Raw genomic sequence first — 25,012 nt, 5'->3', positions numbered from 1 at the left:
GTCTATATAGGGGCCGGAGGCCGCCGGAAAAAGGGCGGCCCCGCCGGGGCCTATCGCTGGATCGCCCGCCAGCCGATGTCGCGGCGGCAGAACCCTTCGGGCCAGTCGATCAGATCGACCGCCTGATAGGCCCGGGCGCGGGCTTCCTTGACGTCCTTGCCGATCGCCGTGACGCCCAGCACGCGGCCGCCGTTGGCGGTCACCGCGCCGCCGGCACCCGCCGCCGTCCCGGCATGGAACACGACCACGCCCTCGACCGCGCCGGCGGCATCCAGGCCCTTGATTTCCGTGCCTTTTTTGTACTTCCCGGGATAACCCTTGGCGGCCATGACGACGGTCATGGCGACCTCATCGCGCCATTGCAGCTTGGTCTTGGCCAGACGCCCCTCGGCGCAGGCCAGGAGAACCTCCAGCACGTCGGATTTCAGGCGCATCATCATGACCTGACATTCTGGATCGCCGAACCGGGTGTTGTATTCGATCAGCTTGGGCCCCGCGCCGTCGATCATCAGCCCGGCGTAGAGCACCCCCTTGAAGGGCCTGCCCTCGGCCGCCATGCCCTTGATCGTCGGCTCGATGATCTCGGCCATCACCCGGTCGACCATGGCCTGGTCGATGACGGGGGCCGGGGAATAGGCGCCCATGCCGCCCGTGTTGGGGCCTTCGTCGCCGTCGTGGGCGCGCTTGTGATCCTGGGCGCCGACCAGGGGCAGCGCCGTTTCTCCGTCGACCAGGGCGAAGAAGCTGGCTTCCTCGCCTTCGAGGAATTCCTCGACGACGATTTCCGTGCCGGCGCGGCCGAAGGCTTCCTCGATCATGATCTGGTCGACCGCCGCATAGGCCTCGTTCACGTTGCGGCAGATGATGACGCCCTTGCCGGCGGCCAGGCCGTCGGCCTTGACCACGATGGGGGCCCCGTGCGTGCGGATGTATTCCTTGGCCGCGTCCGGTTCGTCGAAGCGGTCGTAGTCGGCGGTCGGAATGTCGTACTTCGCGCAAAGATCCTTGGTGAAGGCTTTGGAGCCTTCCAATTCCGCCCCCGCCGCCGTCGGCCCGAAGGATTTGACGCCGAGCGCGTCCAGTCTGTCGACCAGGCCCGCCACCAGGGGGCCCTCCGGCCCGACCACGACGAAGTCGATGGCGCTGTCCTTGACGAATCGGACGATGCCGTCCAGATCCTCGGCCTCGATATCAAGGTTGCGCGCGAGAGCAGCCGTGCCGGCGTTGCCGGGGGCGCAGAACAGTTCGCTGCATTTGGGGGATTTGGCGATGGCCCAGCAAAGGGAATGTTCGCGCCCGCCCGAACCGACCACAAGTACCTTCATCCTGTCCCAATCCCTCCCGGTTCCGGCGGTTCGTTCGGCGCTCCGCCTTGGTCACGGCCCGCCGTATTGTGTCCGTTCACTGGGCCTTGCATACTGCGCCCATGAGCGACAATTCCAGCGGCACCGCGCAGAGTCAACCCGGCGAAACCGAGACCAGCCATAACCTGCCGGTCTTTACCGTTTCCGAGATTTCCCAGGCCGTGAAACACACGGTCGAGGAGACCTTTCAATGGGTGCGAATCCGGGGCGAAATCTCGGGCTTCAAGCGGGCGGCCTCGGGCCATCTGTATTTCGCGTTGAAGGACGCGGATGCGGTGATCGACGGCGTGTGCTGGCGCGGCACCGCCGGGCGCCTGGCCATCAAGCCCGAGGACGGCATGGAGATCGTCGCCACCGGGCGGCTGACCACCTATCCCGGGCGCTCCAAATACCAGGTCGTGGTCGACCATATGGAACTGGCCGGCGAGGGCGCGCTTCTGAAGCTGCTGGAGGATCGCCGCCGCAAGCTGGAATCCCTGGGCCTGTTCGCGGCCGAGCGCAAGCGCGACATTCCCTTCCTGCCGGACGTGATCGGCGTCGTGACCTCGCCCACGGGGGCGGTGATCCGCGACATCCTGCACCGGCTGGCCGACCGCTTCCCGGTCCACGTCCTGATCTGGCCCGTGCTGGTCCAGGGTGAGAACGCCGCCACGCAGGTCGCCGCGGCCATACGTGGATTCGGCGATATCCAAGCCGGCGGCCCCGTGCCGCGCCCGGACGTGGTCATCGTCGCCCGCGGCGGCGGCAGCCTGGAGGATTTATGGGCGTTCAACGAGGAAGAGGTCGTGCGCGCCATCGCCGACTGTCCGATCCCGGTGATTTCGGCGATCGGCCACGAAACGGACACGACCCTGGCCGATTTCGCCGCCGACCGGCGCGCACCGACCCCGACCGCCGCGGCGGAAATGGCCGTGCCGGTGCGCCTGGACCTGTTGGCCCAGGTTCTGGAAGACGGTCGGCGCATCGCCAGCGCCGTGTCCCGGCGGCTGGCCGACCACCGCCGCAATCTGGACGCCACGGCCCGGGCCCTGCCCAACCCGGCGCGCATGCTGCAGGAACAGGCGCAGCGGCTCGACGATTGGACCGACCGCCTGGGTCATTCGCTGGGCAGCGGGCTGGAACGCCGCCGCGCGCGCCTCGCAGGCGCCGCCGCCGGGCTGACCCGGCCCGACAAGATCATCCAGATGGAGGCCGGCCGCCTCGCCTCGGAAGTGCGCGCCCTGAAGACCGCCGGCCGGGCCGCCGTGGACCGGGCGCGAAACCGCCTGACACAGGCCTCGGCTCTGTTGGAAAGCTATTCCTATCAGCGCGTGCTCGACCGCGGGTTCGCCCTGGTCACTGCCCCTGCTGGCGCGCCCGTGACCTCTGCCAAAGGGCTTAAGACCGGCGACCGGCTTGATCTGCGTCTCCGCGACGGAACGCGGCCAGTGACCGTTACGGGCAACGACACCCCGGACAAGACAAAGGCACCGGGAAAACCGAAACCAGACAAACCGGGCGACGGCCGACAGGGGCAGCTTCTGTGACCAATATCCTTCATACCCTCCTGCTTTCGGCGGCGATCACCGTGGCGGGCATTCAAAGTGCGTTCGCGCTGGAGCTTTCCGGCAAGTTCATTCAGGGCGGCCTGGTGACCGGCAAGGTTGAACCGGGGACCAAACTGACGCTCGACGGGCAGCCCGTGGCCGTGGCGCCCGACGGCAGCTTCATCATCGGCTTCGGGCGCAAGGCCAAGGCGAAGATGGTGCTGCGGGCGGAGCCGCCGGAAGGCCTGCCGGAAACGCGCGAGCTTGCCATCGAGAAACGCAAATACAAAGTCCAGCGCATCAACGGCCTGCCGCAACGCAAGGTCAGCCCGACCAAGCCGGAAGACCTCGCCCGCATCAAGAAGGACCAGGTCCAGATCGCCGAAGTACGCAAACGCACGACGCTCAAGACCTTTTTCGATACCGGCTTCATGTGGCCGGTCGAGGGACCCATTTCCGGCGTGTTCGGCAGCCAGCGCATCCTCAACGGCGAGCCGCGCAGCCCGCACAACGGCGTCGACGTCGCCGCCCCCCGCGGCACGCCGGTCAAGACAATGGGCGACGGCATCGTCGCCCTGGTCAATCAGGACATGTTCTTCACGGGCAAGACGGTGATGATCGACCATGGCCTGGGCCTGACGTCGGTCTACATCCACATGGACAAGATCACCGTGAAGGAAGGCGACTTCGTCACCAAGGGCATGCAGATCGGCACCGTGGGGGCGACCGGCCGGGTCACCGGGCCGCACCTGCATTGGGGCGTCAGCTGGTTCAAGACCCATCTGGACCCGGCGCTGCTGGTCGACCCGCAGAAGCCCATCGAATAGCCGGCGCCCTGTTCCCCGCCGATCGTCAAGAGTCGATCTGATAGACCTTATGGCCGTCGCTTAGATCCTTGATCCGGTCAATCCGGCCACCGTCCCAATGATAGCTGACGTGACGCCCCTGGACGGGAATGCCCATCACGTCCGGATGGAACGCGGCGAAACACTCGCCGCCCGCGTGCCGAACGCTGGGATAAACGATGCCGTCGCCGCCGCCGGCGCGGACTTCCCGCGCATAGGCCTGAGACGGCGCATAGTCGTCGGGATCGAGCAGGTCCGCGAAGCCACCGTCCCGCAAGTCATCCAAGGCGGCATCAATGCGACCGACGAGTTCGCGCAGGTCGGCGATCCACCCCGGCGCCTCCGCCGTCGCCCGGCAAAACCGGGCTTGATGGTGAACCGTTTCAAACAGGGCCGTTTCGTATCCGGCGGCGGCGTAAAAGGCGCCGAAGGTGCCGTCGTGAAACCGCCCGGGCCGATCCGGACTGACATGGGTGAAGGGCGCCATGACATAGGAAGCGCCCGCGCCGCCGACGCGCCGTTCCGGCGGCACAAGGTCGAGATTTCCGATGGTTTCGGCAAGACGCGCGTTGGTCTTTATTTCCGCCGATGCCAAAAGCAGCCAGTCCTGGGGGTCGGCGATATCCTCGAACAGGTCGATGGGGGGATACGCGGAATTGATAAGTCGATGATAGGACCACGCCACCTGTGACGTGGGCGCCCTCACCAGCCCCCCCGGACGGCGTCCAGGTACCGGCGCACCCGCATCAAATCGGTCAGTTGCCCACCCAGCATCACCGCCAGGGCAGAACGCTCGCCGAACGCCGCGTTGGGCCGCCTGATCCAGCCGTAACCGCGTTCCGCGTCCTTGAACAGCAACCGCAGCGCCTTGTGAATCCCCAGCAGATTCGACAACCGCGCCGCAAGGTCGGGACCGACCCGGCCATATTCCCCCGCCTTCCAGCGTTGGAACGTGCGCGGCGCGATTTCACCCAGCAAGGTCGCGGCCTGGGTGTCCGTGATGTCCCAGCGGCCGAACAGGTTGATCACCGCCCGTTGCATGGCGTGAACCTCCTCGGCGGAGAAGTTCGGCCCCGGCGGGGCGGGGTGCGGTTCAATAAGACGAAGATGGGGCACCGGAACGATCCTTTGCAAATCGTCAAAAGACATTTGGCGCTATAATACATAAATAACGACAAATGTCAATGTTCCGGCCCTTATTCTCCGCCGTTGGGCCAGCGATTGTGCAGCCACAACCACTGTTCCGGCGTGTCGCGGACCCATTGTTCGACCTGGTTGTTGATCTGCGTCATCGCGGCGAGCACATCGGCCTTGTGGTCGCCGGTCTTCTCGAACCGGACGGGGGGCAGGGCCGTCATCTTGAAGGTCGCGCCCTTGATCCGCGTCACCCGCGCCGCCACCACGGGGCAGTTGTGGCGCAGCGCCAGTTCGGCCAATGCCGGGGCGGTCATGGCCGGGCGGCCGAAGAACGGCACGGCGATGCCGTCGTTCATTTTCTGATCGACCAGCATGGCCAGGTGGCTGCCCGAGCGAAAGGCGTTGAGAAGCTGGCGCACGCCCTGCGGGCCCTTGGGGATCAGCGCCCCTTCGACGGCGGCCCGGCCGTGGCGGTACAGCCATTCGACGAGACGGTTGTTGGCCTCGCGGTAGACGCGGTCGAGCGGCAGGCCCCGCTGCGTCGCGCCCAGGGCCAAAATTTCCCAATTGCCGATATGGGCAGAATAGAAAATACCCGCCTCATTATCGTCGCGCAGCTGGTCCACGTATTCGCCGCCTTCGACGGTCACCCGGCCGTTCCCGGCGTAGACGTCGATTTCCTGTAAATGGGGGAATTCGGCGGCAAGCCGGCCCAGGTTGTCCCACATGCCGTGGACGATGCGCTCGACCTCGGCCGCCGCCATGTCGGGAAACACCGCGCGCAGGTTCCGGCGCGCCCGGTCGGACAGGCGCAGGCGCGGCCCGATGGTGCGCGCCAGAAGACCGCCCAGCCCAGACGCCCAATCGAGCGGCAGCATGCGGAAGAACATGTAGACGGTGAACGCCGCCGCCGCCTGGACGGGGTGAAGCACGTATTTGTTCAGCGGGGCCGGCGCATGAGCCATGGAATCGGCAGCCTGACTAGGGTTTGGCGTTTTGCAACAATCGGTCGAGGGCCGCTTCGTCGTCCCATTGCAGGGTAATTGTCAAGACTTCAATGCCCGCGCGGTCACCGGCGGGGATCCGCTGGGCGTCCTTTTCCGTGGTTATCAAAACCCCCTTCAGGGCTTCCGCACGACGTTTCAAGGCCGCCAGATCGGCAGAGCTGAAGGGATGATGGTCAGGGAAGGCTTGCGTTCCCGCGAGGCGGCAGCCGTGATCGCGAAGGGTCTGGAAGAACTTTTCCGGATGTCCGATCCCCGCGAAGGCAACGCCCAGGGATTTTGAAATTTGGCCGATCTCGGATCCAGGCACGACCCGGGCCGTCAACAGGGGTAGATTTTTCGGGCCGAACCGGCGCGCCGCGTCGCCCACGCCCCAGGCATCGTCCCCGATGACGACCAGGGCGTCCGCCCGCGCCAGCCCCGCCCGCAGGGTTTCGCGGAGCGGCCCGGCCGGGATCAGGAAACCGTTGCCGAAACCGTAACGGCCATCGACGACGACGATGGACAAATCCTTGGCGAGCGACGGGTCCTGAAAACCGTCATCCAGCACCAGGGTCCCGGCCCCGGCGTCCGCGACGGTACGGGCCGCCTGGGCCCGGTCGCCGCCGACCCAAACCGGTGCGGCCTTGGCGATCATCAGCGGCTCGTCCCCAACCTTGTCCGCCGTATCCGCATCCGGGTCCACGGGCCGGGGCGTGGCATCGGCCTGGCCGCCGTAACCGCGGCTGACCACATGGGGCCGCCGTCCGGCGGTGGCCAGGCGGCGCGCGATATCGATCACCACCGGCGTCTTTCCCGCCCCGCCGGCCGTCAGGTTGCCGACGCAAACCACGGGCACGCCGGCCTGGGCCGGTCTTCCTCCGCGCTGCCGCAACGCCGTCGCGGCGCCGTAGATCAGGCCGAGCGGCGACAGCACGGCCCCCAGAGCCGACGGCGCCGCATCGTACCAGAACGCGGGGGCCTTCATGCGGCCCCCTTTGCGCCGTCCAGACGCTGTAGGTAGGGCGTGAGTTCCGTCATCAGCCGGTCGATGACCCCGGCTTCCGCCTGGGCGAAGGTGCGGGCGCGGGCGGCGATGGCCTCGGCCTCGCCCTTATCGTCAAGAAGCCGGCCGACGGCGCGGCTCAAGGCCGCCCCGTCGGCGACCGGCAGGGAGGCCCCGGCGGCGGCCATGCGGGCCCCCATGTCGGCGAAGTTGGTCATGCGCGGGCCGTACAGCACGGCGCAGCCGAGGCGCGCCGGCTCCAACAGGTTCTGGCCGCCTTCGGCGGACAGCGACTTGCCCATGAACACGACAGGGGCCAGCGTGAAGAACAGGCCGAGTTCACCCATGGTATCGGCGACATAGACGTCCGTTCCGGCGTCGGGCATGCCCCCCGCCGCGCGCCGTTTGACCCGCGCCCCTTGGTCCGCAAGCCGGGCCGCGATCTCCGCCCCCCGGTTCGGGTGGCGCGGCACGATGACGGTCAACAGCCCCGGATGAGCCGCCATCAGGTTCTGATGAACGCCCCAGGCGATATCTTCTTCCCCGGCCCAGGTGCTGGCCGCCAGCCACAGGGGCCGGCCCGCCGTGGCGGCGCGCAGGTCCGCCAGCCGCGCCGCATCGACGGGAAGGGGATCGGCCGCGAATTTGAGATTTCCCACACTGCGCGCGCCCGCCGCCCCCAGCGCGCGCAGGCGCTCGGCGTCGCCCTCGGTCTGGCCCAGGCAGAGGGCGAAGCCGCCGAGCAGCCCGGCGATGAATTTGGGTGCCCGCGACCAGCCTTTGAACGAACGGGGCGAGATGCGTCCGTTGACCAGGATCAGGGGATTGCCCCGCGCCGCCGTTTCCGAAATCAGGTTGGGCCAGAATTCCGATTCCGCCCACAGCGTCAGGTCCGGCCGCCAATGGTCGAGGAAGCGGCGCACGTAGGCCATGCGGTCGACCGGCACGTATTGATGAACCGCCCCCTTGGGCAGGCGGTCAGCCAGCATGCGCGCCGAGGTCACCGTGCCCGTGGTGATCAGGATGTTGGCGGCGGGCACCGCGTTCTTCAAGCGGGCGACCAGGGTCAGCAGCGACATCGCCTCGCCGACACTGGCCCCGTGCAGCCAGATCAAGGGTCCGTCGGGGCGCGCCAGGGCGGCCCGGCCCAGCCGTTCGTTGAAGCGATGGGGATCTTCCTTCCCGGCCTTGATCCGCCGCCCCAGGTAGATCTGGATCACGGGTGCGCCCAGGGTCGTCAGGAAACGATAAAGACCGAGCATCATCGGGCCGTCTCCACCGAAGCGGGTTCGACCGGGACGCGACCGGTCAGGCGGTCGGCCTCGACGGTGATGGCGTTGAGCGCGTTTTCAACCTGCAAACGCGCGGCACCCAGCGCCGCCGCATCGGCGTCGCGGGCAACGTCGATGGGATCGCCCCAGACGATGACGCCCCGCCCGAACGGCCAGGCGACCAGGAAGCGATCCCAGCTTTGCAGCACCCGCCCCCGCGCGGCCCCGAAGGTCGCCGGGATGATCGGCACGCCGGAAAGTCTGGCCAACGCGACGGCGCCGTCCGACGCCCGCATGCGGGGCCCCCTGGGGCCGTCGGGCGTGATGCCGACGCAGTCGCCGGCCTTCAGCGCCTTGACCATGGCGCGCAGCGCCTGTGCCCCGCCCCGGGACGACGAGCCCGCCACGGTCCTGATGCCGAAATGGCCGACCGTGCGGGCGATGATCTGGCCGTCCCGGTGCTGGGAAATCAGCATGTGGATCGCCTTATCGCGAGGCCAGCAATGGGGCATCATCAAAATCCGGCCGTGCCAGAAACACAGGATGAACGGCCTGCCCGCCGCCCAATGGGCGCGCGCCGCGTCGCCGCCGACCACCCGCCACCGCCCCGTGGCATGGACCAGCCGGATGTAAAGCGAGCCCAACCAGCACAACACCCGGCGCAATCCGTCGCTTTTCAGGAGCCGTTTCAGCATGGCGGGATCACCGGCCCGGGCCGGTTACCGTCCCGCCGCCTGGCGGGCGGCATCCCCGGTTTCCCCGGCGAATTGCAGTTCATAGAGATGTTTGTAGTGGCCGCCCCTGGCCAACAGTTCCGCATGGCTGCCCTGTTCGGCGACGCGGCCGTCGACGATGACGCAGATCAGATCGGCGCGCACCACGGTCGACAGGCGGTGGGCGATGACCAGGGTCGTGCGGTCGGTCATCAGGGCGTCGAGCGCCGCCTGCACCTGACGTTCGGATTCCGTATCGAGGGCTGAGGTCGCCTCGTCCAGCAGCAGGATCGGCGCGTTCTTCAGCATGGCCCGCGCGATCGCCAGGCGCTGGCGTTGGCCGCCGGAAAGCTTGACCCCCTGTTCGCCGACCAGGGTGTCGTAGCCGTCGGGCAGGGCCGCGATGAAGTCATGGGCGGCGGCGTTCCTGGCCGCCTGAACGATGTCGTCCTCGCTCGCCCCGGCCCGGCCATAGGCGATGTTGGCGCGCACCGTGTCGTCGAACAGGGTGACTTCCTGGCTGACCAGGGCCATGGCGCCGCGCAAGGACGCGAAGGTCAGGCCGCGCACGTCCTCGCCATCGACCAGCACCGCGCCCTCAGCGACGTCGTAGAACCGGGGGATCAGGTTGAGGATGGTCGACTTGCCCGCCCCGGACGGACCGACCAGGGCCACGGTCTTGCCCGCCGGCACGGTGAGGGAAAGGTCGTTGAGGGTCGCCCGGTCCGGGGTATAGGCGAAACCGACGTTGCGGAATTCGACCGCACCCTTGACCGGCGCGGGCAGGCTGCGGGCATCGGGGGCTTCCTGGATCGCCGGTTCCATGTCGAGCATCTGGAACAGACGGTCGGCCCCGGCCAGACCTTGTTGCAGGGCGGCGTTCAGATTGGCCAGCCGCTTCATGGGCTCGTAGGCCAGAAGCAGCGCCGTGATGAAGGAAAAGAACGATCCCGCGTCCGTGTTGCCATGGATCACCCGGTAGCCGCCATAGAAGATGACGATGCCGACGGCGACGCCGCCCAGCGTTTCCATGATCGGGCTGGACAGTGCCCGCGTGCGTTCGGCCTTCATGGTCAGGTTGAACACGCGCTCCACGATTTCACTGACGCGGGCGCGCTCGTAGGCTTCCATGGAGTACGCCTTGACCACGCGGATGCCCTGGATGGTCTGTTCCAGGAGCGTCGTGAACAGGCCCATTTCACGCTGCGTGTTGGCCGTTACCTTGCGCATGCGCCGGCCCAGCTTGACGATGGGCAAGAGGGCGGCGGGGAAGATGATGAAGGCGATCAGCGCCAATCGCCAATCCTGGTAGAAGGTGACGCCGATCAGGCCGATCAGGGTCATGGCGTCCTTGCCGAGCGAGACCCAGGCGTTGGACACGGCGCCGCGCATCTGATTGATGTCGACCAGGAAGCGCGAGATCAGCCCGCCCGTGTTGGAATCCTGAAAGAATTTCACGTCCATGCGCGACAGCTTGTCGAACAGGCGGTTCTGGTTGTCGGTGACGATGCGCAGCCCGACATAGGCCATCAGCGTCGCCTGCCCGTAGTTGGCCAGGCCTTTGACGATGAACACGGCGAACACGGCCAGGCCCACGGGCATCAGCATGGTTTCGTCACGGTTGACGAAGATGTCGTTGACCACCGGTTCCATCAGCCAGGCGCTGGCCGCCGTCGCCGCCGCCATCAACGCCATGCAGGCAAGCGCCGCGAAAAACCAGCGCGCGTAGCCACGCATGCTTTCACGGAACAGCCGGCCGAGCAGGCTCGCCGTGGAGGCATGGACGGGGGAGTGGGTATCGATGGCGGACGCCACGGGCCTCGGGTCCTTCCGAAGGTTCCTGGGACAGGGTCGGACCTTTTACCACGTAGCCTGAGAAAGGCCAAGAATCCCGCGTGATTTCAGGGATTTATAAGCGAGTTCTAAAGGCCTCAGCGAAACACGTGCAGATTGCCCTCGAACTGGTCGAAACTGGCGTCCCAGGAATATTTCAGGGCGTGGTTCCGGCAGGCCTCGGCGGGAATCGCGAGCGCCCCCTTGACCGCCGCCGCGAGATCGTCGGACAGCACCCCGGCCCCCGACTGGTTGACCACGTCCAAGGGGCCCGGCACGGGATATGCGGCGACGGGCACGCCGGACGCCATGGCCTCGAGCAGGACCAGCCCGAAGGTGTCGGTCCGGGACGGAAACACGAAGACGTCGGCGGCGGCGAAGTATTTCGCCAGTTCCTCCCCCTCCTTCACGCCGACGAAACGCACGGCGGGGTATTTGCGTTTCAGGTCGTCCAACTGCGGACCGTCGCCGACCACGTATTTGGTACCGGGCAGGTCGAGCTTGAGGAACGCCTCGATGTTCTTTTCCACGGCGACCCGCCCGGTGAACAGGCTGATCGGCCGGGGGGCGTCCAGAAACGCCTTGTCGCGGGGCTTGAACAGGTCCGTCCACACGCCGCGCGACCAGCGCCTGACGGGCGGGCGGAAGCCCCGGGATTTCAGGTCGTCCTCGATGGTCTGGGTCGCCACCATGATCGCCGAGGACGGCCCGTGGAACCATTTCATCACGGCGTAAAGCCAGCCGAGCGGCAACGGCACGCGGGCGTGGACGTATTCGGGAAACCGCGTGTGATAGGCCGTGGTGAAGGGATAGCCGTTACGCAGGCAATGGGCCCGCGCGGCGACGCCCAAGGGCCCCTCGGTCGCGATATGAATCGCCTGGGGCCGGAAGTCCTCGATCATGGCCGCGACCTTGCGCCCCGGGAACAGGGCCAGCCGGATTTCCGGATAGGTCGGGCAAGGTATGGTGCGGAACTGATCCGGCGTCACCAGGCGAACCTGGTGGCCGCGTTTCTCCAGCCCCTGCCTCAGCGTGTCGAGGGTTCGGACGACACCATTGATTTGGGGAAGCCAGGCATCGGTGACGATGAGGAGTCGCATGCGTCTTCGTCCCTTAGAAAGGATAGGCCGCGCAGTTCCGCCCATTTGAGAATTTCCAGGCGGCCGTCCTCGTGTTCGACCAGGGCCGTGCAGCTTTCGACCCAGTCGCCGTCGTTGCAGTAGAGGATGCCGTCCATGTCACGCATCTCGGCGGTGTGGATATGGCCGCAGATCACGCCCTGCACGCCCAATTTGCGGGCTTCGCCGACCACGGCCGCCTCGTAACTGGACACGAATTCGACCGCGTTCTTGACCTTGTGTTTCAGGTAGGCCGACAGCGACCAGTAGGAGAACCCCAGCTTGCGCCGGACGATGTTCAGCCACAGGTTCAGCATCAGGGCCGCGTTGTAGGCATTGTCGCCGAGGAAGGCCAACCACTTGGCGTATTTCACGACGCCGTCGAACTGGTCGCCGTGGATGACCAGGAAGCGCCGCCCGTCGGCCATGGTGTGGTAGGCCTCGTTCAGCACGGCGACGCGCCCGAACCGGTGGTTGGAGAAATCGCGGAAGTTTTCGTCGTGGTTGCCGGGCACGTAGACGACGCGGGTGCCCTTGCGCGCCTTGCGCAAAATCTTCTGGATTACGTCGTTATGGGCCTGGCGCCAGTACCAGGCCCGGCGCATGCGCCAGCCGTCGATGATGTCGCCGACCAGATAGAGGTATTTCGATTCCGTGTGCTTGAGGAAATCGAGCAGCATTTCCGCCTGACACCCCCGGGTGCCCAGGTGAATGTCGGAGATCCAGATGGAACGGAATTTCAATGACGTCTTCTGTTGAACTGCGTTCATGTCGTCCACGGCGGTTGTTATCGCATGGCCTATATTTAGTGGTGACTTTTATGTAATCGGCCATATGTCCGCCATTACTTTCAGGCACTGTCATTGAAACTTCACACACGGGAAATACATTTGAAATTATAGTCGAAACAAAAGTGACACATTCAATGGTCTAAACGACACATCATGCCCGATTCAAACGCCCTACCGGGGGAGCCGGACACGCTGATGGCTGCTCCCCGCAAGGTTCTTGTGATCTTCAATCCGACCGCCGGCGCCCGTCGGCGCGCGCGCCTACAGCGTATTCTGGAGATCATGTGGAGCCTCGGCGCCGACGTCACGCTGCACGAAACCCGGGCGCGGGGCGACGGCGAACGCACGGCCCGCGAGGCCCCGGCGGAGGTCTATGACGTGATTGTCGCGGCCGGCGGCGACGGTACCATCAACGAGGTCATCAACGGCCTGGCGGGACGGCAGGTGCCGCTCGGCATCATCCCGCTCGGCACCGCCAACGTGCTGGCCGCCGAATTGGACCTGCCGACAGACGACGTCGGCCTGGCCCGCACCATCGCCCTCGGCCGCACCCGGCCGGTCACCCTGGGCGAGGTCAACGGGCGGCGCTTCGTGATGATGGCCGGGGTCGGCTTCGACGCGCATGTCGTGGCCTCGGTCGATGCGGGACTGAAACGCCTGATCGGAAAGATGGCCTATGTGTGGGAAACGCTCCGCGGTTTCTTTCGCTACAAGTTCCGGTCCTACCGGCTGATCGTCGACGGCAAACCCTATGACGTGGGCTCGGCCGTGTTCGCCAACGGCCATTTCTACGGCGGGCGCTTCGTCTGCGCCAAGGACGCGGCGCTCGGCGACCCCCGTCTGCATGTCTGCCTGTTCAAGTCGGTGGGGCCGTGGAGTGCCCTGCGTTACACCGTCTGGATGATCCTGGGCCGGCTCGACAAGCTGCCCGACTACGAGGTCCTGCCCGCGACCTCGATCATCGTCGAGGGCATGGCCGGCGAGCCGGTGCAGGGCGACGGCGACATCGTCACCCGCCTGCCCTTGGACGCCCGCATCGCGGCCGACCGCCTGGACATGTTGGTCCCCGCATAACGTTTTTTCCAACCTTGCCCTTTGTCGCCCGGGCCGTTCCTTCCTAGACTGCGCCCGACAGCCAAAGGAGCCCGCCATGTCCACGCCCGCCCTCTATCAGGCCTTTGCCCGATACAACCGCGCCATGAACGACGCCGTCTACGCCGTTTGCGCCGATATCCCGGATACCGAGCGCAAGGCCGACCGGGGGGCGTTCTTCAAATCCGTGCACGGCACGCTCAACCATCTGATGTTCGGGGACAACGCCTGGATGAACAGGTTCGACGGCGGCAGCCGCCCGACCCCCGGCACGGGCGTAGACCTGTTTTCCGACTTCGACGAAATGCGGGCCGCGCGGGAAACCTTGGACGATGAGATCACGGCCTGGACAGCGGCCCTGACGGATTCATGGCTGTCGGAAACGGTGGCCTGGACGTCGCGCACGGACAACCTGACCTTCAACCAGCCGCGCTGGGTCCTGGTCAGCCACATGTTCAACCACCAGACCCATCACCGGGGGCAATTAACGACGATCCTGACCCAGATGGGGCATGACGTGGGCGTCACGGATTTCCCGAAGCTGGTCTAGAGATCAGTCCTCGGCGCTGATCCGCACCACCTGCTTGCCGAAGTTCTCGCCCTTCAGCATGGCGATGAAGGCGGCGGGGGCGGCGTCCAGGCCGTCGGCCACATCGATCCGGTATTTGATCTTTCCTGCCTTCAACCAATCGATCATCTCCGCGTCGAACTCGGCACGCCGGTCGGCGTGGTCGGAGACGATGAAGCCCTGCATGCGGATCGCCTTGCGCACGACATGGGTCATGTTGCGGATGCCGGGGGTTTCGTCGCGGGTCAGGTTGTACTGCGAGATCATGCCGCATTCGACGAAGCGGGCGAACCGGTTGGCGGCGTCGAGGGCCGCTTCGAGGATCTGTCCGCCGACATTGTCGAAATAGATGTCGATGCCGTCGGGGGCGGCAGCCTGAAGCGCACCCAACACATCGTCACCGGCGGTCCGGTAATTAAAGGCCGCATCGAAGCCGAGGTCGTCCGTAAGATACGCCACCTTGGCATCCGTGCCCGCCGTACCGACGACGCGGCAGCCGCGCAGGCGGCCGATCTGGCCGACGATCTGTCCCACGGCGCCGGAGGCGGCGGAAACAAACAGGGTGTCGCCCGGTTTCGGGTCGGTGAAGCCGAGCCCGACCCAGGCGGTCATGCCCGGCATGCCCAGCGCCCCCAGGTGCCAGGTCAGCGGCACGTCGGCGGCGGCGGGATCGATCTTCTTCAGCCCCTTGCCGCCCGGCGCCAGGGTGACATCGGCCCAATCGAGCGTGCCGAACACCAGGGTGCCTTCCGGATAGTCGGCGTTTTTCGAGGCCGCGACCCGGCCGATCACGCGGGCTTGCAGCGGGGCGCCGACCTGGAAGCTGGCGGCGTAGGATTTGCTCGCATCCATGCGCCCCCGCATGTAGGGGTCGAGTGACATGTAGATCGCGCGGACCAGCACGTCGCCGTCGCCGACATCGGGCATCGCCGTATCGCGGGCGTCGAAGTTGTCCAAGGTCACCCAGCCCTCGGGCCGGGATTTGAAAATGATCTGGCGGTTCGTGGTCGTGGTCATGCCGTCATTTCCCGGCCACGGTCATGCCGTCGATGCGCAGGGTCGGCGCGTTGGTGCCGTATTTGAATTCCAGATCATCGGCCGGGGTGACGGCCTTGAACATGTCCTTCAGATTACCGGCGATGGTCAATTCGCTGACCGGGAATGTCAGTTCCCCGTCCTCGATCCAGAACCCGGAACAGCCGCGCGAATAATCGCCGGTCACGCCGTTCACGCCCATGCCGATCAGCTCCGTCACGTAAAGGCCCTGCTTGATCCCGCCGATCAGGTCCTTCGGCGAAATGGTGCCCGCCTCCATGTACAGGTTCGACGCCGACGGCGACGGCGGCGACGAGGTGCCGCGCGACGCATGGCCCGTGGTCGCGAGCTTCAGTTGCCGGGCGGAGCGGCAGTCGAGAATCCAGGTCGTCAGGCGACCGTCCTCGACCACGTTCAGGCGCCGCGTCGCCACGCCCTCGCCGTCGAACGGTTTGGAGCGCAGACCGCGGCGGCGGTGCGGATCATCGACGATGGTCACGCCGTCGGCGAAAATCTGCGTGCCCATGGCGTCCTTGAGGAACGTCGTGCCCCGCGCCACGGAAGACCCGTTGATAGCCGAGGACATATGCCCCGGGATGGTGTTGGCGACGCGCGGATCGAAGATCACCGGCGCCTGCTGGGTTGAGACCTTGCGCGGGTTGAGACGCCTGACCGTCTTTTCACCGGCCGAGCGGCCGATCGCTTCGGCGTCGGCGAGGTCGGCGGCGTAGACCTTGGTGTCGTAATCGTAATCCCGTTCCATCGCCGTGCCCGTGCCGGCCAGGACCGAGACGCCGATGCTGTGGCGCGACGCCTGCCGGGTCTGCGCGAAGCCGGTGGAGGTCACCAGCGCGATCTCGCTCGAACTCCAACTGGCGCTGGCCCCTTCCGAATTGGTCACGCCGGGCACGGCGCGGGCCGCGTCCTCGGTCCGGGCGGCCAGCGCGATCAGATCCTCGGCCGTGGGCTCGGACGGATCGAAGTCGTCGATGTCGGCAAGTTCGGTCGCCAACTGGTCCGGGTCGGCAAGACCGCAGAAGGCATCCTCGGGCACGTTGCGGGCCATGGCGACGGCGCGCTCGGCCAGCTCATCAAGGGCCGAATCGGACATATCCGACGACGAAACCACCGCCTGACGCTTGCCGACGAACACGCGAAGGCCCAGATCGTTATCCTCCGACCTCATCAAATCTTCGGGATTTCCCAGCCGCTGCGACAGCGACAGCGACGCCGAACGGACGAATACCGCGTCCGCCGCGTCGGCGCCCAGCGCCTCGGCCTTGCCGATAAGTGATTGAAGCCGGTCGATAATATTGCCTGTGGCGGTCATGATATTCCGTCTTGGTTGTGGATGCGCGATGGGTTCCGGTCTTAAATATGGCCCGCAAGGGTCCCGGGGCCAGGATAATCGTGGACTGTAACACTACTTAAACTGTGGTTGTTCTGCGCCATGGGGTGCACTAGATAATTTGCAATCATGAAGTAACGGCCTCGCAGGGCGGTTCTTCAAGGCATCGACGGCTGGCGGGCGCCGGTCGTGAGCCCACATCGCAACCGCCGTTTCCATGAACGCCGGTTGAACGTCAATGGATCGCCAACATATGTCCAACACCGCACTTGCCGAGAAATCTTCCGTCCCTTCCCACCGCGAAACCGTCGAATCCGCCGTCGTCCGCTTTGCCGGCGATTCCGGCGACGGCATGCAGTTGACGGGCGGACAGTTCACCCTGGCCACCGCCTTCGCCGGCAACGATCTTTCGACCTTCCCCGATTTCCCCGCTGAAATCCGCGCCCCCGCCGGCACGACCTTCGGCGTGTCGTCGTTCCAGATCAATTTCGGCTCGCGCGTGATCAAGACCGCGGGGGACGCCTTCGACATGCTGATCGCCATGAACCCGGCGGCGCTGAAGGTGGAATTGGGAGGATTGAAGCAGGGCGGCATCATCATCGCCGACACGGGCAGCTTCGGCGAACGCGACCTGCGCAAGGCCGGCTACACGGAAAACCCCCTCGAGGACGGCAGCCTGGACGGCTATCGTCTGGTCGCGCTGGACATCTCCAAGCTGACCATGGAAGCGGTCAAGGACACGGGCTTGTCCAAGCAGGAGGCGCTGCGCTGCAAGAACATGTGGACGCTGGGCTTCGTCTATTGGATGTACGGCCGCGACCGCAAGCCGACCGCCGACTGGTTGATCGCCAAGTTCGGCAAGCGCCCGGACGTGGCCGCCGCCAACGTCGCCGCCATGGACGCGGGGCACACGGTTGCCGAAACCATGGAACTGCCCGACGGCGTCCACGGCTTCCACGTCGACGCCGCCGACATCGCGCCCGGCACCTACCGCACCGTGACCGGGGCCGACGCCCTGGCCTGGGGTCTGGCGGCGGGCACGCACCTGGCCGACATCAAGATGGTGTTCGCGTCCTACCCCATCACCCCGGCATCACAGATTTTGCATTCCCTGTCCAAGATGATCGACCACAACGTCGTCACCTTCCAGGCCGAGGACGAGATCGCCGCCGCCTGCGCCGCCATCGGGGCGTCGTTCGGGGGATCGCTCGGCGTCACCTCCTCGTCGGGCCCCGGCATCGCGCTGAAGACCGAGGCCATCGGTCTCGCCATTTCGACGGAACTGCCCCTGGTCATCGTCAACTCGCAGCGCGCCGGGCCGTCGACCGGCATGCCGACCAAGACGGAACAGTCGGACCTGTATCAGGCCGTTCTGGGCCGCAACGCCGACAGCCCCCTTTGCGTGCTGGCCGCGCGCTCGCCCGCCGACTGCTTCGAGGTCGCGATCGAGGCCGTGCGCATCGCCATCAAGTACATGACGCCGGTGTTCATCCTGACCGACGGCTACATCGGCAACGCGGCCGAACCCTGGAACATCCCCGACATCAACGATTACGCCAAGATCCCGGTCAATTTCCGCACCGACCCGGAAGGCTTCCATCCCTTCATGCGCGACGCCGACACCCTGGCCCGGGTCTGGGCCGTGCCGGGCACGCCGGGGCTGGAACACCGCATCGGCGGGATCGAGCGCGATTACGATTCCGGCAACATTTCCTACGATCCCGGCAACCACCAGAAGATGACCGACACCCGGTTCGCCAAGATCGACGGCATCGCCCGCGACATTCCGGCCCAGGGCGTCGAGGACGGCGCCACGTCGGGCAAGCTCGCCGTCGTCGGCTGGGGATCGACCTACGGTCCGATCAGCCGCGCCGTCGCCAACCTGCGCACGCAAGGCCTGGACGTCAGCCATATCCACATCCGCCACATCTGGCCGTTCCCGGAAAACCTGGGCGACCTGCTGAAGGGCTTCGATCAGGTGCTGGTGCCGGAAATGAATCATGGGCAGCTCGTCAACGTGCTGCGCGCCGAATACCTGGTCCCGGCCGAGGGCCTGAACAAGGTGTCCGGCCAGCCCTTCAAGATCATCGAAATCGAGGACGCGATCCGCGCCCGGTTGGAGAACTGAGATGAACGTCGTCACCCCGCCCGAGAAGCTGACGCCCAAGGATTTCGCCACGGACCAGGAAGTACGCTGGTGCCCCGGCTGCGGCGACTACGCCATCCTCAAGGGCGTGCAGAAGACGCTCGCCGACATTGGTGCCAGGCCTGAAAACACGGTGTTCGTGTCCGGCATCGGCTGCGCCGCGCGCTTTCCCTATTACGTGAAGACCTACGGCTTCCATACCATCCACGGCCGGGCCCCGGCCTTCGCCACGGGCCTGAAGCTGGCCAATCCGGGATTGGATATCTGGGTCGTGTCCGGCGACGGCGACGCCCTGTCGATCGGCGGCAACCACCTGTTCCACCTGCTTCGCCGCAACGTCGATTTGCAGTTCCTGTTGTTCAACAACGAAATCTACGGCCTGACCAAGGGGCAGTATTCGCCGACCTCGCGCCAGGGCACGCGCTCGCCCTCCACGCCCTGGGGCTCGCTGGACAATCCGGCCTCGGCGACCGTGTTCGCGCTCGGGTCCGGGGCGCGCTTCGTCGCGCGCGGCATCGATTCGAACCAGAAACACCTGCCCGACGTATTGGCCCGCGCCCATGCCCACAAGGGCACGTCCTTCGTCGAGATTTTCCAGAACTGCAAGGTCTACAACGACGGCGTGTTCGAAAACTTCACGGCCCGCGACGTGGCGTCGGACCGGCAGATTTATGTCGAACACGGCAAGCCGCTGACCTTCGGCAAGGACGGGGAAAAAGGTCTGCGCCTGAACACCCAGACCCTATCTTTGGAAGCCGTGGTGATCGGCGAGAACGGCGTGAACGAAAGCGACATCCTGGTCCATGACGAAACCAACCGGATGATCGCCACCCTGCTCGCCCATATGGAGCCGCCCGCCCTGCCGGTGGCGCTCGGCGTGCTCTACTCGGCGCCGGGACAAAGCTATGACGACGAGGTCGGCGACCTGGTCCGCAGCCACACGCCGGCGGAAAAGCCCGACTTCAACAAGCTGCTGCGCGCCGGGCGGACATGGACGGTGGATTGACCTTACCGCAGGTAGGGGTTAACCAGGACCGATGACCATCACCGTCGCCATCATCGGGTCGGGCCCCGCCGGTTTCTACACGGCGGATGCTCTGGTCAATGGCGGCTGCGACGTCCAGGTCGACATCATCGAACGCCTGCCCACACCCTACGGCCTGATCCGGGGCGGCGTGGCGCCGGACCATCAGACCACCAAGAAGGTCGCGCGCAAGTACGAGCAGACGGCCCTGTTCGAACAGGTTCGCTATTTCGGCAACGTCGAGGTCAACAAGGACGTCTCCCTGGCCGAACTGCGCGAGATGTACGACGCCGTGGTGTTGGCCGTGGGGGCACCCAGCGACCGCAAGCTGACCATCCCGGGCGCCGACAAGGCCGGCGTGCACGGCTCCGCCGCCTTCGTCGGCTGGTACAACGGCCATCCCGATTTCCGCGACCTGGAACCGGACCTCAACATCCGGGCCGCCGTCGTCATCGGCAACGGCAACGTGGCGCTGGATTGCGCCCGCGTGCTGGTGCGATCGCGCGAAGGCATGGCGGGCGCCGACATCGCCGCCCATGCCATGGCGATGATCGAGACCGCCCCCCTGACCGACGTCTACCTGACCGGCCGGCGCGGTCCGCTCGACGCCAAGTTCACCAATGTGGAACTGCGCGAACTGGGCGAGCTGGAACGGGCGGTGCCCCTGGCCCGCGCCGAACAGCTACCGGACAGCGTCCCCGACGACATGGACCCGCGCGACAAGCGCCTGGCGGAACGCAATCTGGCGAACCTGCGCGACTACGCGACGAACGACCCGGACGCCAAGCCCAAGCGCATCCATTTCGAATTCTTCGCCCAACCGGTGGCGATCCTGGGCGACGACCGGGTCGAGGCCGTGAGTTTCGAGCGCACCCGCGTCGTCGACGGCCGCGCCGAAGGCACGGGCGAATTGTTCGAAATTCCCTGCGGCCTGGTGATCGCCGCCATCGGCTACCGCTCCGACCCCATCGAGGGCGCGCCGTTCGACGACAAGGCCGGCATCATTCCCAACCGGGACGGGCGGGTCGATGACGGGCTGTACGCCGTCGGCTGGATCAAGCGCGGGCCCACGGGGGTGATTTCATCCAATCGGCCCGACGGCGTGACCGTCGCCGAATACATCTGCCAGGACTTCAAGGCCATCGCCGAAAACGGCGGCGGCAAGCCGGGACGCGCGGCCCTCGCCCCCGTTCTTGAGGAACGCGGCGTGCGCGTCGTCAACTTCGACGACTGGAAGAAGATCGAGGCCGCCGAGGTCGCCCGCGCCGAAGGCAGCGGCAATCCGCGCGAGAAGTTCGTGACCGTCCCGGAAATGTTGAAAGTGCTGGACGCCTAGGGCCGGCTGCGCGATACATGGGCCGCGTCTCGGAACGGGCCGAGCGAACCAGGAACGACACCCATGACGGACGGATACGCCGGAGACATTACGCCCAAGGACGCCTGGGAGCTTCTTCAGAAGGACCCCAAGGCCGTGCTGGTCGACGTGCGCACCCATGCGGAATGGGCCTATGTCGGCCTGCCGGACCTGTCGCCGCTGGGCAAGGAACTGCGGATGATTTCCTGGGTTCTGTTTCCCAAGGGTGACGTCAATCCCGAGTTCACGGACGACCTGGAGGATCAGGTCGCCGACAAGGACGCGACCGTGCTGTTCCTGTGCCGCTCGGGCGTGCGCTCCATCGCCGCCGCCAAGGCCGCGACGCAGGCGGGCTACGCCAAGTCCTACAACATCCTGACCGGCTTCGAGGGCGACAAGGACGCGGACAACCACCGCGGCACCACGGGCGGCTGGAAAGTCGACGGCCTGCCCTGGGTGCAGAAGTAACCCCGGCCCGGGCCGCCCTCTGACCGGATCAGCCGTTCGCCGCCTTCAGGCCCCGCGCCAAATCTTCCTTCAGATCCTCGACATCCTCGAGCCCGACCGACAGCCGGATCAGCCCGTCGCCGATGCCGAGTGCCGCGCGGTCTTCCGGCGTCAGGCGCTGGTGCGTCGTGGTCGCTGGATGGGTGGTCAACGACTTGGTGTCGCCGAGGTTGTTGGAGATATCGACCAGGTTGAGGGCGTTGAGGAAGCGGAACGCCGCCGCCTTCCCGCCCGCCAGTTCGAACGACAGCATGGTCGAGCCCGCCGCCATCTGCTTCATGGCCAGATCGTGCTGCGGATGGGATTTCAGTTCCGGATAGAGCACCTTGACGATCCCCGCCTGGTCTTCGAGAAACTCAGCCAGGGCGCGCGCGTTGGCGCAGTGCTGGCGCACGCGGATATTGATGGTCTCCAGCCCCTTCAGCATGGTCCAGGCGTTGAACGGGCTCATGGCCGGGCCGGTGTGGCGCATCCAGGGCACCAGATGGTCCGCGTAATAGGCTTCGTCGTTGGTCAGGAGTGCCCCGCCCATGCAACGGCCCTGACCGTCGACATGTTTGGTGGTCGAATACATCACGATGTCGGCCCCCAGGGTCAGCGGCTTTTGCAGTACCGGCGTGGCGAACACGTTGTCGACGATCAGCCGCCCGCCGGCCTTATGGGTCAGGTCGGCCACGGCCTGGACGTCGATGATGTCGAGACAGGGGTTGGACGGCGTTTCCAGGAACACGGCGACGGTCGGCTTGGACAAGGCCGCTTCCCATTGCGCCAGGTCCGTGCCGTCGACCAGGACCGTCTCGACCCCGTATTTCGGCAGCAGGTCCTGAACCACATACAGGCACGACCCGAACAGAGCCCGCGACGCGACCACCCGGTCGCCCGCCTTCACGAAGCTGGCGAGCGACGCGAACATGGCGGCCATGCCGCTGCCGAAGGCCATGCCGAATTGGGCGCCTTCGAGAAGCGCCATGCGGCGTTCGAACATGACCACGGTCGGATTGGCGTAACGCGAATAGATGTAGCGATCGACCTCGCCCTTGAAGGCCTGTTCCGCCTGTTCCGCCGAGGCGTAGACGTAGCCCGAGGTCGCGAAAATGGCCTCCGACGTTTCCTCGAAGTTGGAACGAAGGGTGCCGCCGCGCACCATCTGGGTCGCCGGGCGCCAGGTTTCGGGATTGTTGTTGTCGTCAGTCATCTCACGCTCTCTTCATTATTCCAGGCAGGCTGAATTACAGGTTCGGCCCGGCCATAAAAAACCCCGACCGCTAAAAAACAAAGGGTCAGGGCGAGAACGCCACAGACCGTTTAGCGGGATTTTTAACGTGGCCGCAAGCTGGTCGAACAAATCACCACGAAGCTGAAAAATACAGCCGCCCCGGAAAACGTCAAGGGCCAAAGGGGCCAGCAAGTGTCTCGGCATGAGCGGCGGCGCACGGTATGTTGCCAGCATACCGAAGGAGCATACCGTGCCAGATGATCAACCGCCGCTATCAGGTGCCTGCCGTTGCGGCAATACCACGTTCAGCGTTTCCGCCCCCGCCGTAATGACCTCGGCCTGTCATTGCCGGGGCTGCCAACGCATGAGCGCCAGCGCCTACTCCCTATCCGCCATGTTCCCGGCCGAGGCCTTTCAGGTCACCAAGGGCACACCGGTCAAGGGCGGCATCCAAGGCCCCGACCTGGACCATTATTTCTGTCCGGACTGCAAAACCTGGATGTTCACCCGGATCGCAACCCTGCCCGCGCTGGTCAATGTCCGTCCGACCCTGTTCCAAGACCCCGTCTGGACCAAGCCGTTCATCGAAACCATGACAGCGGAAAAACTTCCCTGGGCCGACACGCCGGCAAGGCGCAGCTACGCGGGATACCCCCCGCCGGAGGAGTTCGAGCAACTGCTGGCGGATTTCGCGGCCGCGCACTGAGCAGCCTTGCGCAGCACGGTCGAACGTCGTCTGTAAATATACCGTTTGCGGCCGGTTAAAGGTCCGGCGTCGGCTTTCCGTCCGCCGATTTTGAAATCACCCGGCGCATGCGCTTAACGCCGAACCATATGCCGGCGACCACGGGCACGAAGGCGGCCAGGACGACGACATAGGGATCAAAATGCGACAGGCCCGCCGTCTTCGCCCCCTTGGCCAGGTAGGAAATGAGCGACAGCAGATAGTAGCTGATGGCGACGACGGACAGGCCCTCGACCGTTTCCTGCAGGCGCAGTTGCAGCCGCGCGCGGCGGTTCATGGATTCCAGGAGATCGCGGTTCTGGGCTTCCAACGCCACGTCGACCCGGGTCCGCAGCAGCGAGGTCGCGCGCGAGATGCGCCCCGACAGGCTTTCCACCCGCGTCGCCAGGTTTTCGCAGGATTCCATGGCCGGCGCGAAGCGGCGGTCGAGAAAGTCCATGGCCGGCGGCACGCCTTCCATGCGCTCTTCCCGCATCGACGCCATGCGCCGCTTGATCAGTTCGTGATAGGCGCGGGCGGCGGCGAAGCGGTAGGCGGTCGCCACGTTGACGGCCTCGGTCTCGGCCGCCAGCGCCGACAGATCGTCGAGCAGCTGGCGTTCGTCCTCGACCGCCTCGCGGGTGCCGAGCCGCGCGATGATGCCGCCTAGCTTGGTTTCCACGGCGGTCAGGCGCGGGCGCGATTCCTTGGCGAGCGGAAAGGCCAGCATGGCCATCATGCGGTAGGTCTCGATTTCCAGCATGCGCTGGATCAGGCGGCCCAGGGTCGGCGGCGTGATTTCGCCGACGTTGAACAAAAACCGGGTGAAGCCGTCCGCATGAAGCTGGAAATCCGTCCACAGCCAGGCGTTGCCGCCGGACACGATGGAGCCGTTCAACGGGTTGTTGTCGAACAGACCGGCCAGGTCGGAGGGCGTGCGGTGGCTGCCCTGGCCCGTTTCCACCGCCACGTGGCAGGCGGCGATGACCCGGCCCGGCAGGTTCGTCAGCCAGTCCTTGGGCAGGCCATCCACGGCCGTGCCCTTGAACGGCTGGGCGAAGGCGCCCGGGCGGATGATGGTGAAGGTGGAGAATTCCGTATGGCGTTCCCACTTCAGGCCGATCTCGCCCAGTTCGGCCGAAAAATGGGTCGCGTCCGCCGACGGCGGGGAGACCCGGAAGTGCTTGCAGAGCGCTTCCAGATGGGCGACGTGGGGCGCCATGCCGTCCTCGCCCGAAATCAGGGCGATATGCGAGACCTGCACGGGGGCCGTCAGGTCCGCCGGGGGGCGGGCATGAATTTCTTCCGCGAGGGCGCGGCGCAGGGGATGTTCCTTGAACATGGTCACCCGTATACTCGAAAATGCCTTCAACGGCCCCTATATAACCAGGACAAGGGCGTTTCGCGCCCA

The 25,012-nt window shown here is 65.9% G+C and carries 23 protein-coding genes and 1 riboswitch; of the genes, 9 read left to right on the top strand and 14 right to left on the bottom strand.

Translation table 11 applies throughout. From position 1 onward, the window contains the following. Positions 1-50: 50 nt before the first annotated feature. Complete coding sequence (gene purD / locus RJ527_09395) at positions 51-1,325, bottom strand: phosphoribosylamine--glycine ligase (protein ID WND77946.1); 1,275 nt, start codon at positions 1,323-1,325, stop codon at positions 51-53. 101 nt (positions 1,326-1,426) lie between these two features. Between purD and xseA the strand changes: the two genes are divergently transcribed. Both xseA and RJ527_09385 read left to right on the top strand, forming a co-directional pair. After that, positions 1,427-2,890, top strand: a complete 1,464-nt coding sequence (gene xseA / locus RJ527_09390) for an exodeoxyribonuclease VII large subunit (protein WND77945.1) — start codon at positions 1,427-1,429, stop codon at positions 2,888-2,890. Further along, the gene (locus RJ527_09385; protein ID WND77944.1) at positions 2,887-3,717 is read left to right on the top strand and encodes a M23 family metallopeptidase; all 831 of its coding nucleotides are present in this window, start codon (positions 2,887-2,889) and stop codon (positions 3,715-3,717) included. The genes xseA and RJ527_09385 overlap by 4 nt, the downstream gene beginning before the upstream one ends. Positions 3,718-3,742: 25 nt before the next feature. Here the strand turns inward: RJ527_09385 and RJ527_09380 are convergent, their stop codons facing one another. The 9 genes from RJ527_09380 to RJ527_09340 form a co-directional block, all read right to left on the bottom strand. Further along, the gene (locus tag RJ527_09380; protein WND77943.1) at positions 3,743-4,420 is read right to left on the bottom strand and encodes an RES family NAD+ phosphorylase; all 678 of its coding nucleotides are present in this window, start codon (positions 4,418-4,420) and stop codon (positions 3,743-3,745) included. A 17-nt stretch (positions 4,421-4,437) separates the two neighbouring features. After that, positions 4,438-4,776, bottom strand: coding sequence for a DUF2384 domain-containing protein (locus RJ527_09375; GenBank protein ID WND77942.1), 339 nt, complete (start codon positions 4,774-4,776; stop codon positions 4,438-4,440). 155 nt (positions 4,777-4,931) lie between these two features. Then, positions 4,932-5,837, bottom strand: coding sequence for a lauroyl acyltransferase (locus tag RJ527_09370; protein WND77941.1), 906 nt, complete (start codon positions 5,835-5,837; stop codon positions 4,932-4,934). A gap of 16 nt (positions 5,838-5,853) precedes the next feature. Further along, positions 5,854-6,843, bottom strand: coding sequence for a tetraacyldisaccharide 4'-kinase (gene lpxK / locus RJ527_09365; GenBank protein ID WND77940.1), 990 nt, complete (start codon positions 6,841-6,843; stop codon positions 5,854-5,856). Then, positions 6,840-8,126, bottom strand: a complete 1,287-nt coding sequence (locus RJ527_09360) for a 3-deoxy-D-manno-octulosonic acid transferase (GenBank protein ID WND77939.1) — start codon at positions 8,124-8,126, stop codon at positions 6,840-6,842. The genes lpxK and RJ527_09360 overlap by 4 nt, the downstream gene beginning before the upstream one ends. Next, positions 8,123-8,827: a lysophospholipid acyltransferase family protein gene (locus RJ527_09355; GenBank protein WND77938.1), complete on the bottom strand. Its 705-nt coding sequence runs from the start codon at positions 8,825-8,827 to the stop codon at positions 8,123-8,125. The genes RJ527_09360 and RJ527_09355 overlap by 4 nt, the downstream gene beginning before the upstream one ends. A 24-nt stretch (positions 8,828-8,851) precedes the next feature. Continuing rightward, a complete protein-coding gene (locus RJ527_09350; protein ID WND77937.1) occupies positions 8,852-10,660 on the bottom strand; it encodes an ABC transporter ATP-binding protein in 1,809 nt (602 codons plus the stop codon). Positions 10,661-10,776: 116 nt separating this feature from the next. After that, positions 10,777-11,778, bottom strand: a complete 1,002-nt coding sequence (locus tag RJ527_09345) for a glycosyltransferase family 1 protein (protein ID WND77936.1) — start codon at positions 11,776-11,778, stop codon at positions 10,777-10,779. After that, entirely contained in the window at positions 11,706-12,566 is an 861-nt protein-coding gene (locus RJ527_09340) for a UDP-2,3-diacylglucosamine diphosphatase (protein ID WND77935.1), read from the bottom strand. The genes RJ527_09345 and RJ527_09340 overlap by 73 nt, the downstream gene beginning before the upstream one ends. Before the next feature lie 174 nt (positions 12,567-12,740). Here RJ527_09340 and RJ527_09335 point away from each other — a divergent pair, with 174 nt between their 5' ends. Beyond that, complete coding sequence (locus RJ527_09335; GenBank protein ID WND77934.1) at positions 12,741-13,661, top strand: diacylglycerol kinase family lipid kinase; 921 nt, start codon at positions 12,741-12,743, stop codon at positions 13,659-13,661. A 76-nt stretch (positions 13,662-13,737) separates the two neighbouring features. Then, positions 13,738-14,229 carry a DinB family protein gene (locus tag RJ527_09330; protein WND77933.1) on the top strand — a complete coding sequence of 164 codons (492 nt, stop codon included), beginning with the start codon at positions 13,738-13,740 and terminating at the stop codon, positions 14,227-14,229. Positions 14,230-14,232: 3 nt separating this feature from the next. Here the strand turns inward: RJ527_09330 and RJ527_09325 are convergent, their stop codons facing one another. Continuing rightward, positions 14,233-15,264 carry an NADP-dependent oxidoreductase gene (locus tag RJ527_09325; GenBank protein WND77932.1) on the bottom strand — a complete coding sequence of 344 codons (1,032 nt, stop codon included), beginning with the start codon at positions 15,262-15,264 and terminating at the stop codon, positions 14,233-14,235. Positions 15,265-15,268: 4 nt separating this feature from the next. After that, positions 15,269-16,612 (bottom strand): metallopeptidase TldD-related protein, encoded by a 1,344-nt coding sequence (locus tag RJ527_09320; GenBank protein ID WND77931.1) that lies wholly within the window; start codon positions 16,610-16,612, stop codon positions 15,269-15,271. A 271-nt stretch (positions 16,613-16,883) separates the two neighbouring features. Here RJ527_09320 and RJ527_09315 point away from each other — a divergent pair, with 271 nt between their 5' ends. The 4 genes from RJ527_09315 to RJ527_09300 all read left to right on the top strand — a co-directional run bounded on the left by RJ527_09315 (position 16,884) and on the right by RJ527_09300 (position 21,622). Then, positions 16,884-18,758, top strand: a complete 1,875-nt coding sequence (locus RJ527_09315) for a 2-oxoacid:acceptor oxidoreductase subunit alpha (GenBank protein WND77930.1) — start codon at positions 16,884-16,886, stop codon at positions 18,756-18,758. 1 nt (position 18,759) lies between these two features. Then, positions 18,760-19,782, top strand: a complete 1,023-nt coding sequence (locus RJ527_09310) for a 2-oxoacid:ferredoxin oxidoreductase subunit beta (protein WND77929.1) — start codon at positions 18,760-18,762, stop codon at positions 19,780-19,782. A 31-nt stretch (positions 19,783-19,813) separates the two neighbouring features. Continuing rightward, a complete protein-coding gene (locus RJ527_09305; protein WND77928.1) occupies positions 19,814-21,136 on the top strand; it encodes an FAD-dependent oxidoreductase in 1,323 nt (440 codons plus the stop codon). Positions 21,137-21,199: 63 nt separating this feature from the next. Then, the gene (locus tag RJ527_09300) at positions 21,200-21,622 is read left to right on the top strand and encodes a rhodanese-like domain-containing protein (protein WND77927.1); all 423 of its coding nucleotides are present in this window, start codon (positions 21,200-21,202) and stop codon (positions 21,620-21,622) included. A gap of 28 nt (positions 21,623-21,650) precedes the next feature. Here the strand turns inward: RJ527_09300 and metZ are convergent, their stop codons facing one another. Then, positions 21,651-22,856 carry an O-succinylhomoserine sulfhydrylase gene (gene metZ / locus RJ527_09295; protein ID WND77926.1) on the bottom strand — a complete coding sequence of 402 codons (1,206 nt, stop codon included), beginning with the start codon at positions 22,854-22,856 and terminating at the stop codon, positions 21,651-21,653. 90 nt (positions 22,857-22,946) lie between these two features. After that, a riboswitch (SAM riboswitch) is annotated at positions 22,947-23,024 on the bottom strand. A 217-nt stretch (positions 23,025-23,241) separates the two neighbouring features. Between metZ and RJ527_09290 the strand changes: the two genes are divergently transcribed. Then, on the top strand, positions 23,242-23,583 hold the full coding sequence (locus RJ527_09290; GenBank protein ID WND77925.1) for a GFA family protein: 342 nt from the start codon (positions 23,242-23,244) through the stop codon (positions 23,581-23,583). A 55-nt stretch (positions 23,584-23,638) separates the two neighbouring features. On the opposite strand, the gene RJ527_09285 is transcribed toward RJ527_09290, so the two are convergent. Further along, positions 23,639-24,943: a DUF3422 domain-containing protein gene (locus RJ527_09285; protein WND78041.1), complete on the bottom strand. Its 1,305-nt coding sequence runs from the start codon at positions 24,941-24,943 to the stop codon at positions 23,639-23,641. Between the last annotated feature and the right edge of the window lie 69 nt (positions 24,944-25,012).

Source organism: Thalassospiraceae bacterium LMO-SO8 (assembly GCA_031655335.1).
Lineage (GTDB): Bacteria > Pseudomonadota > Alphaproteobacteria > Rhodospirillales > Casp-alpha2 > UBA1479.
The sequence above is the reverse complement of the archived record's forward strand: the minus strand, read 5'-3'. Positions and strand labels throughout refer to the sequence as shown.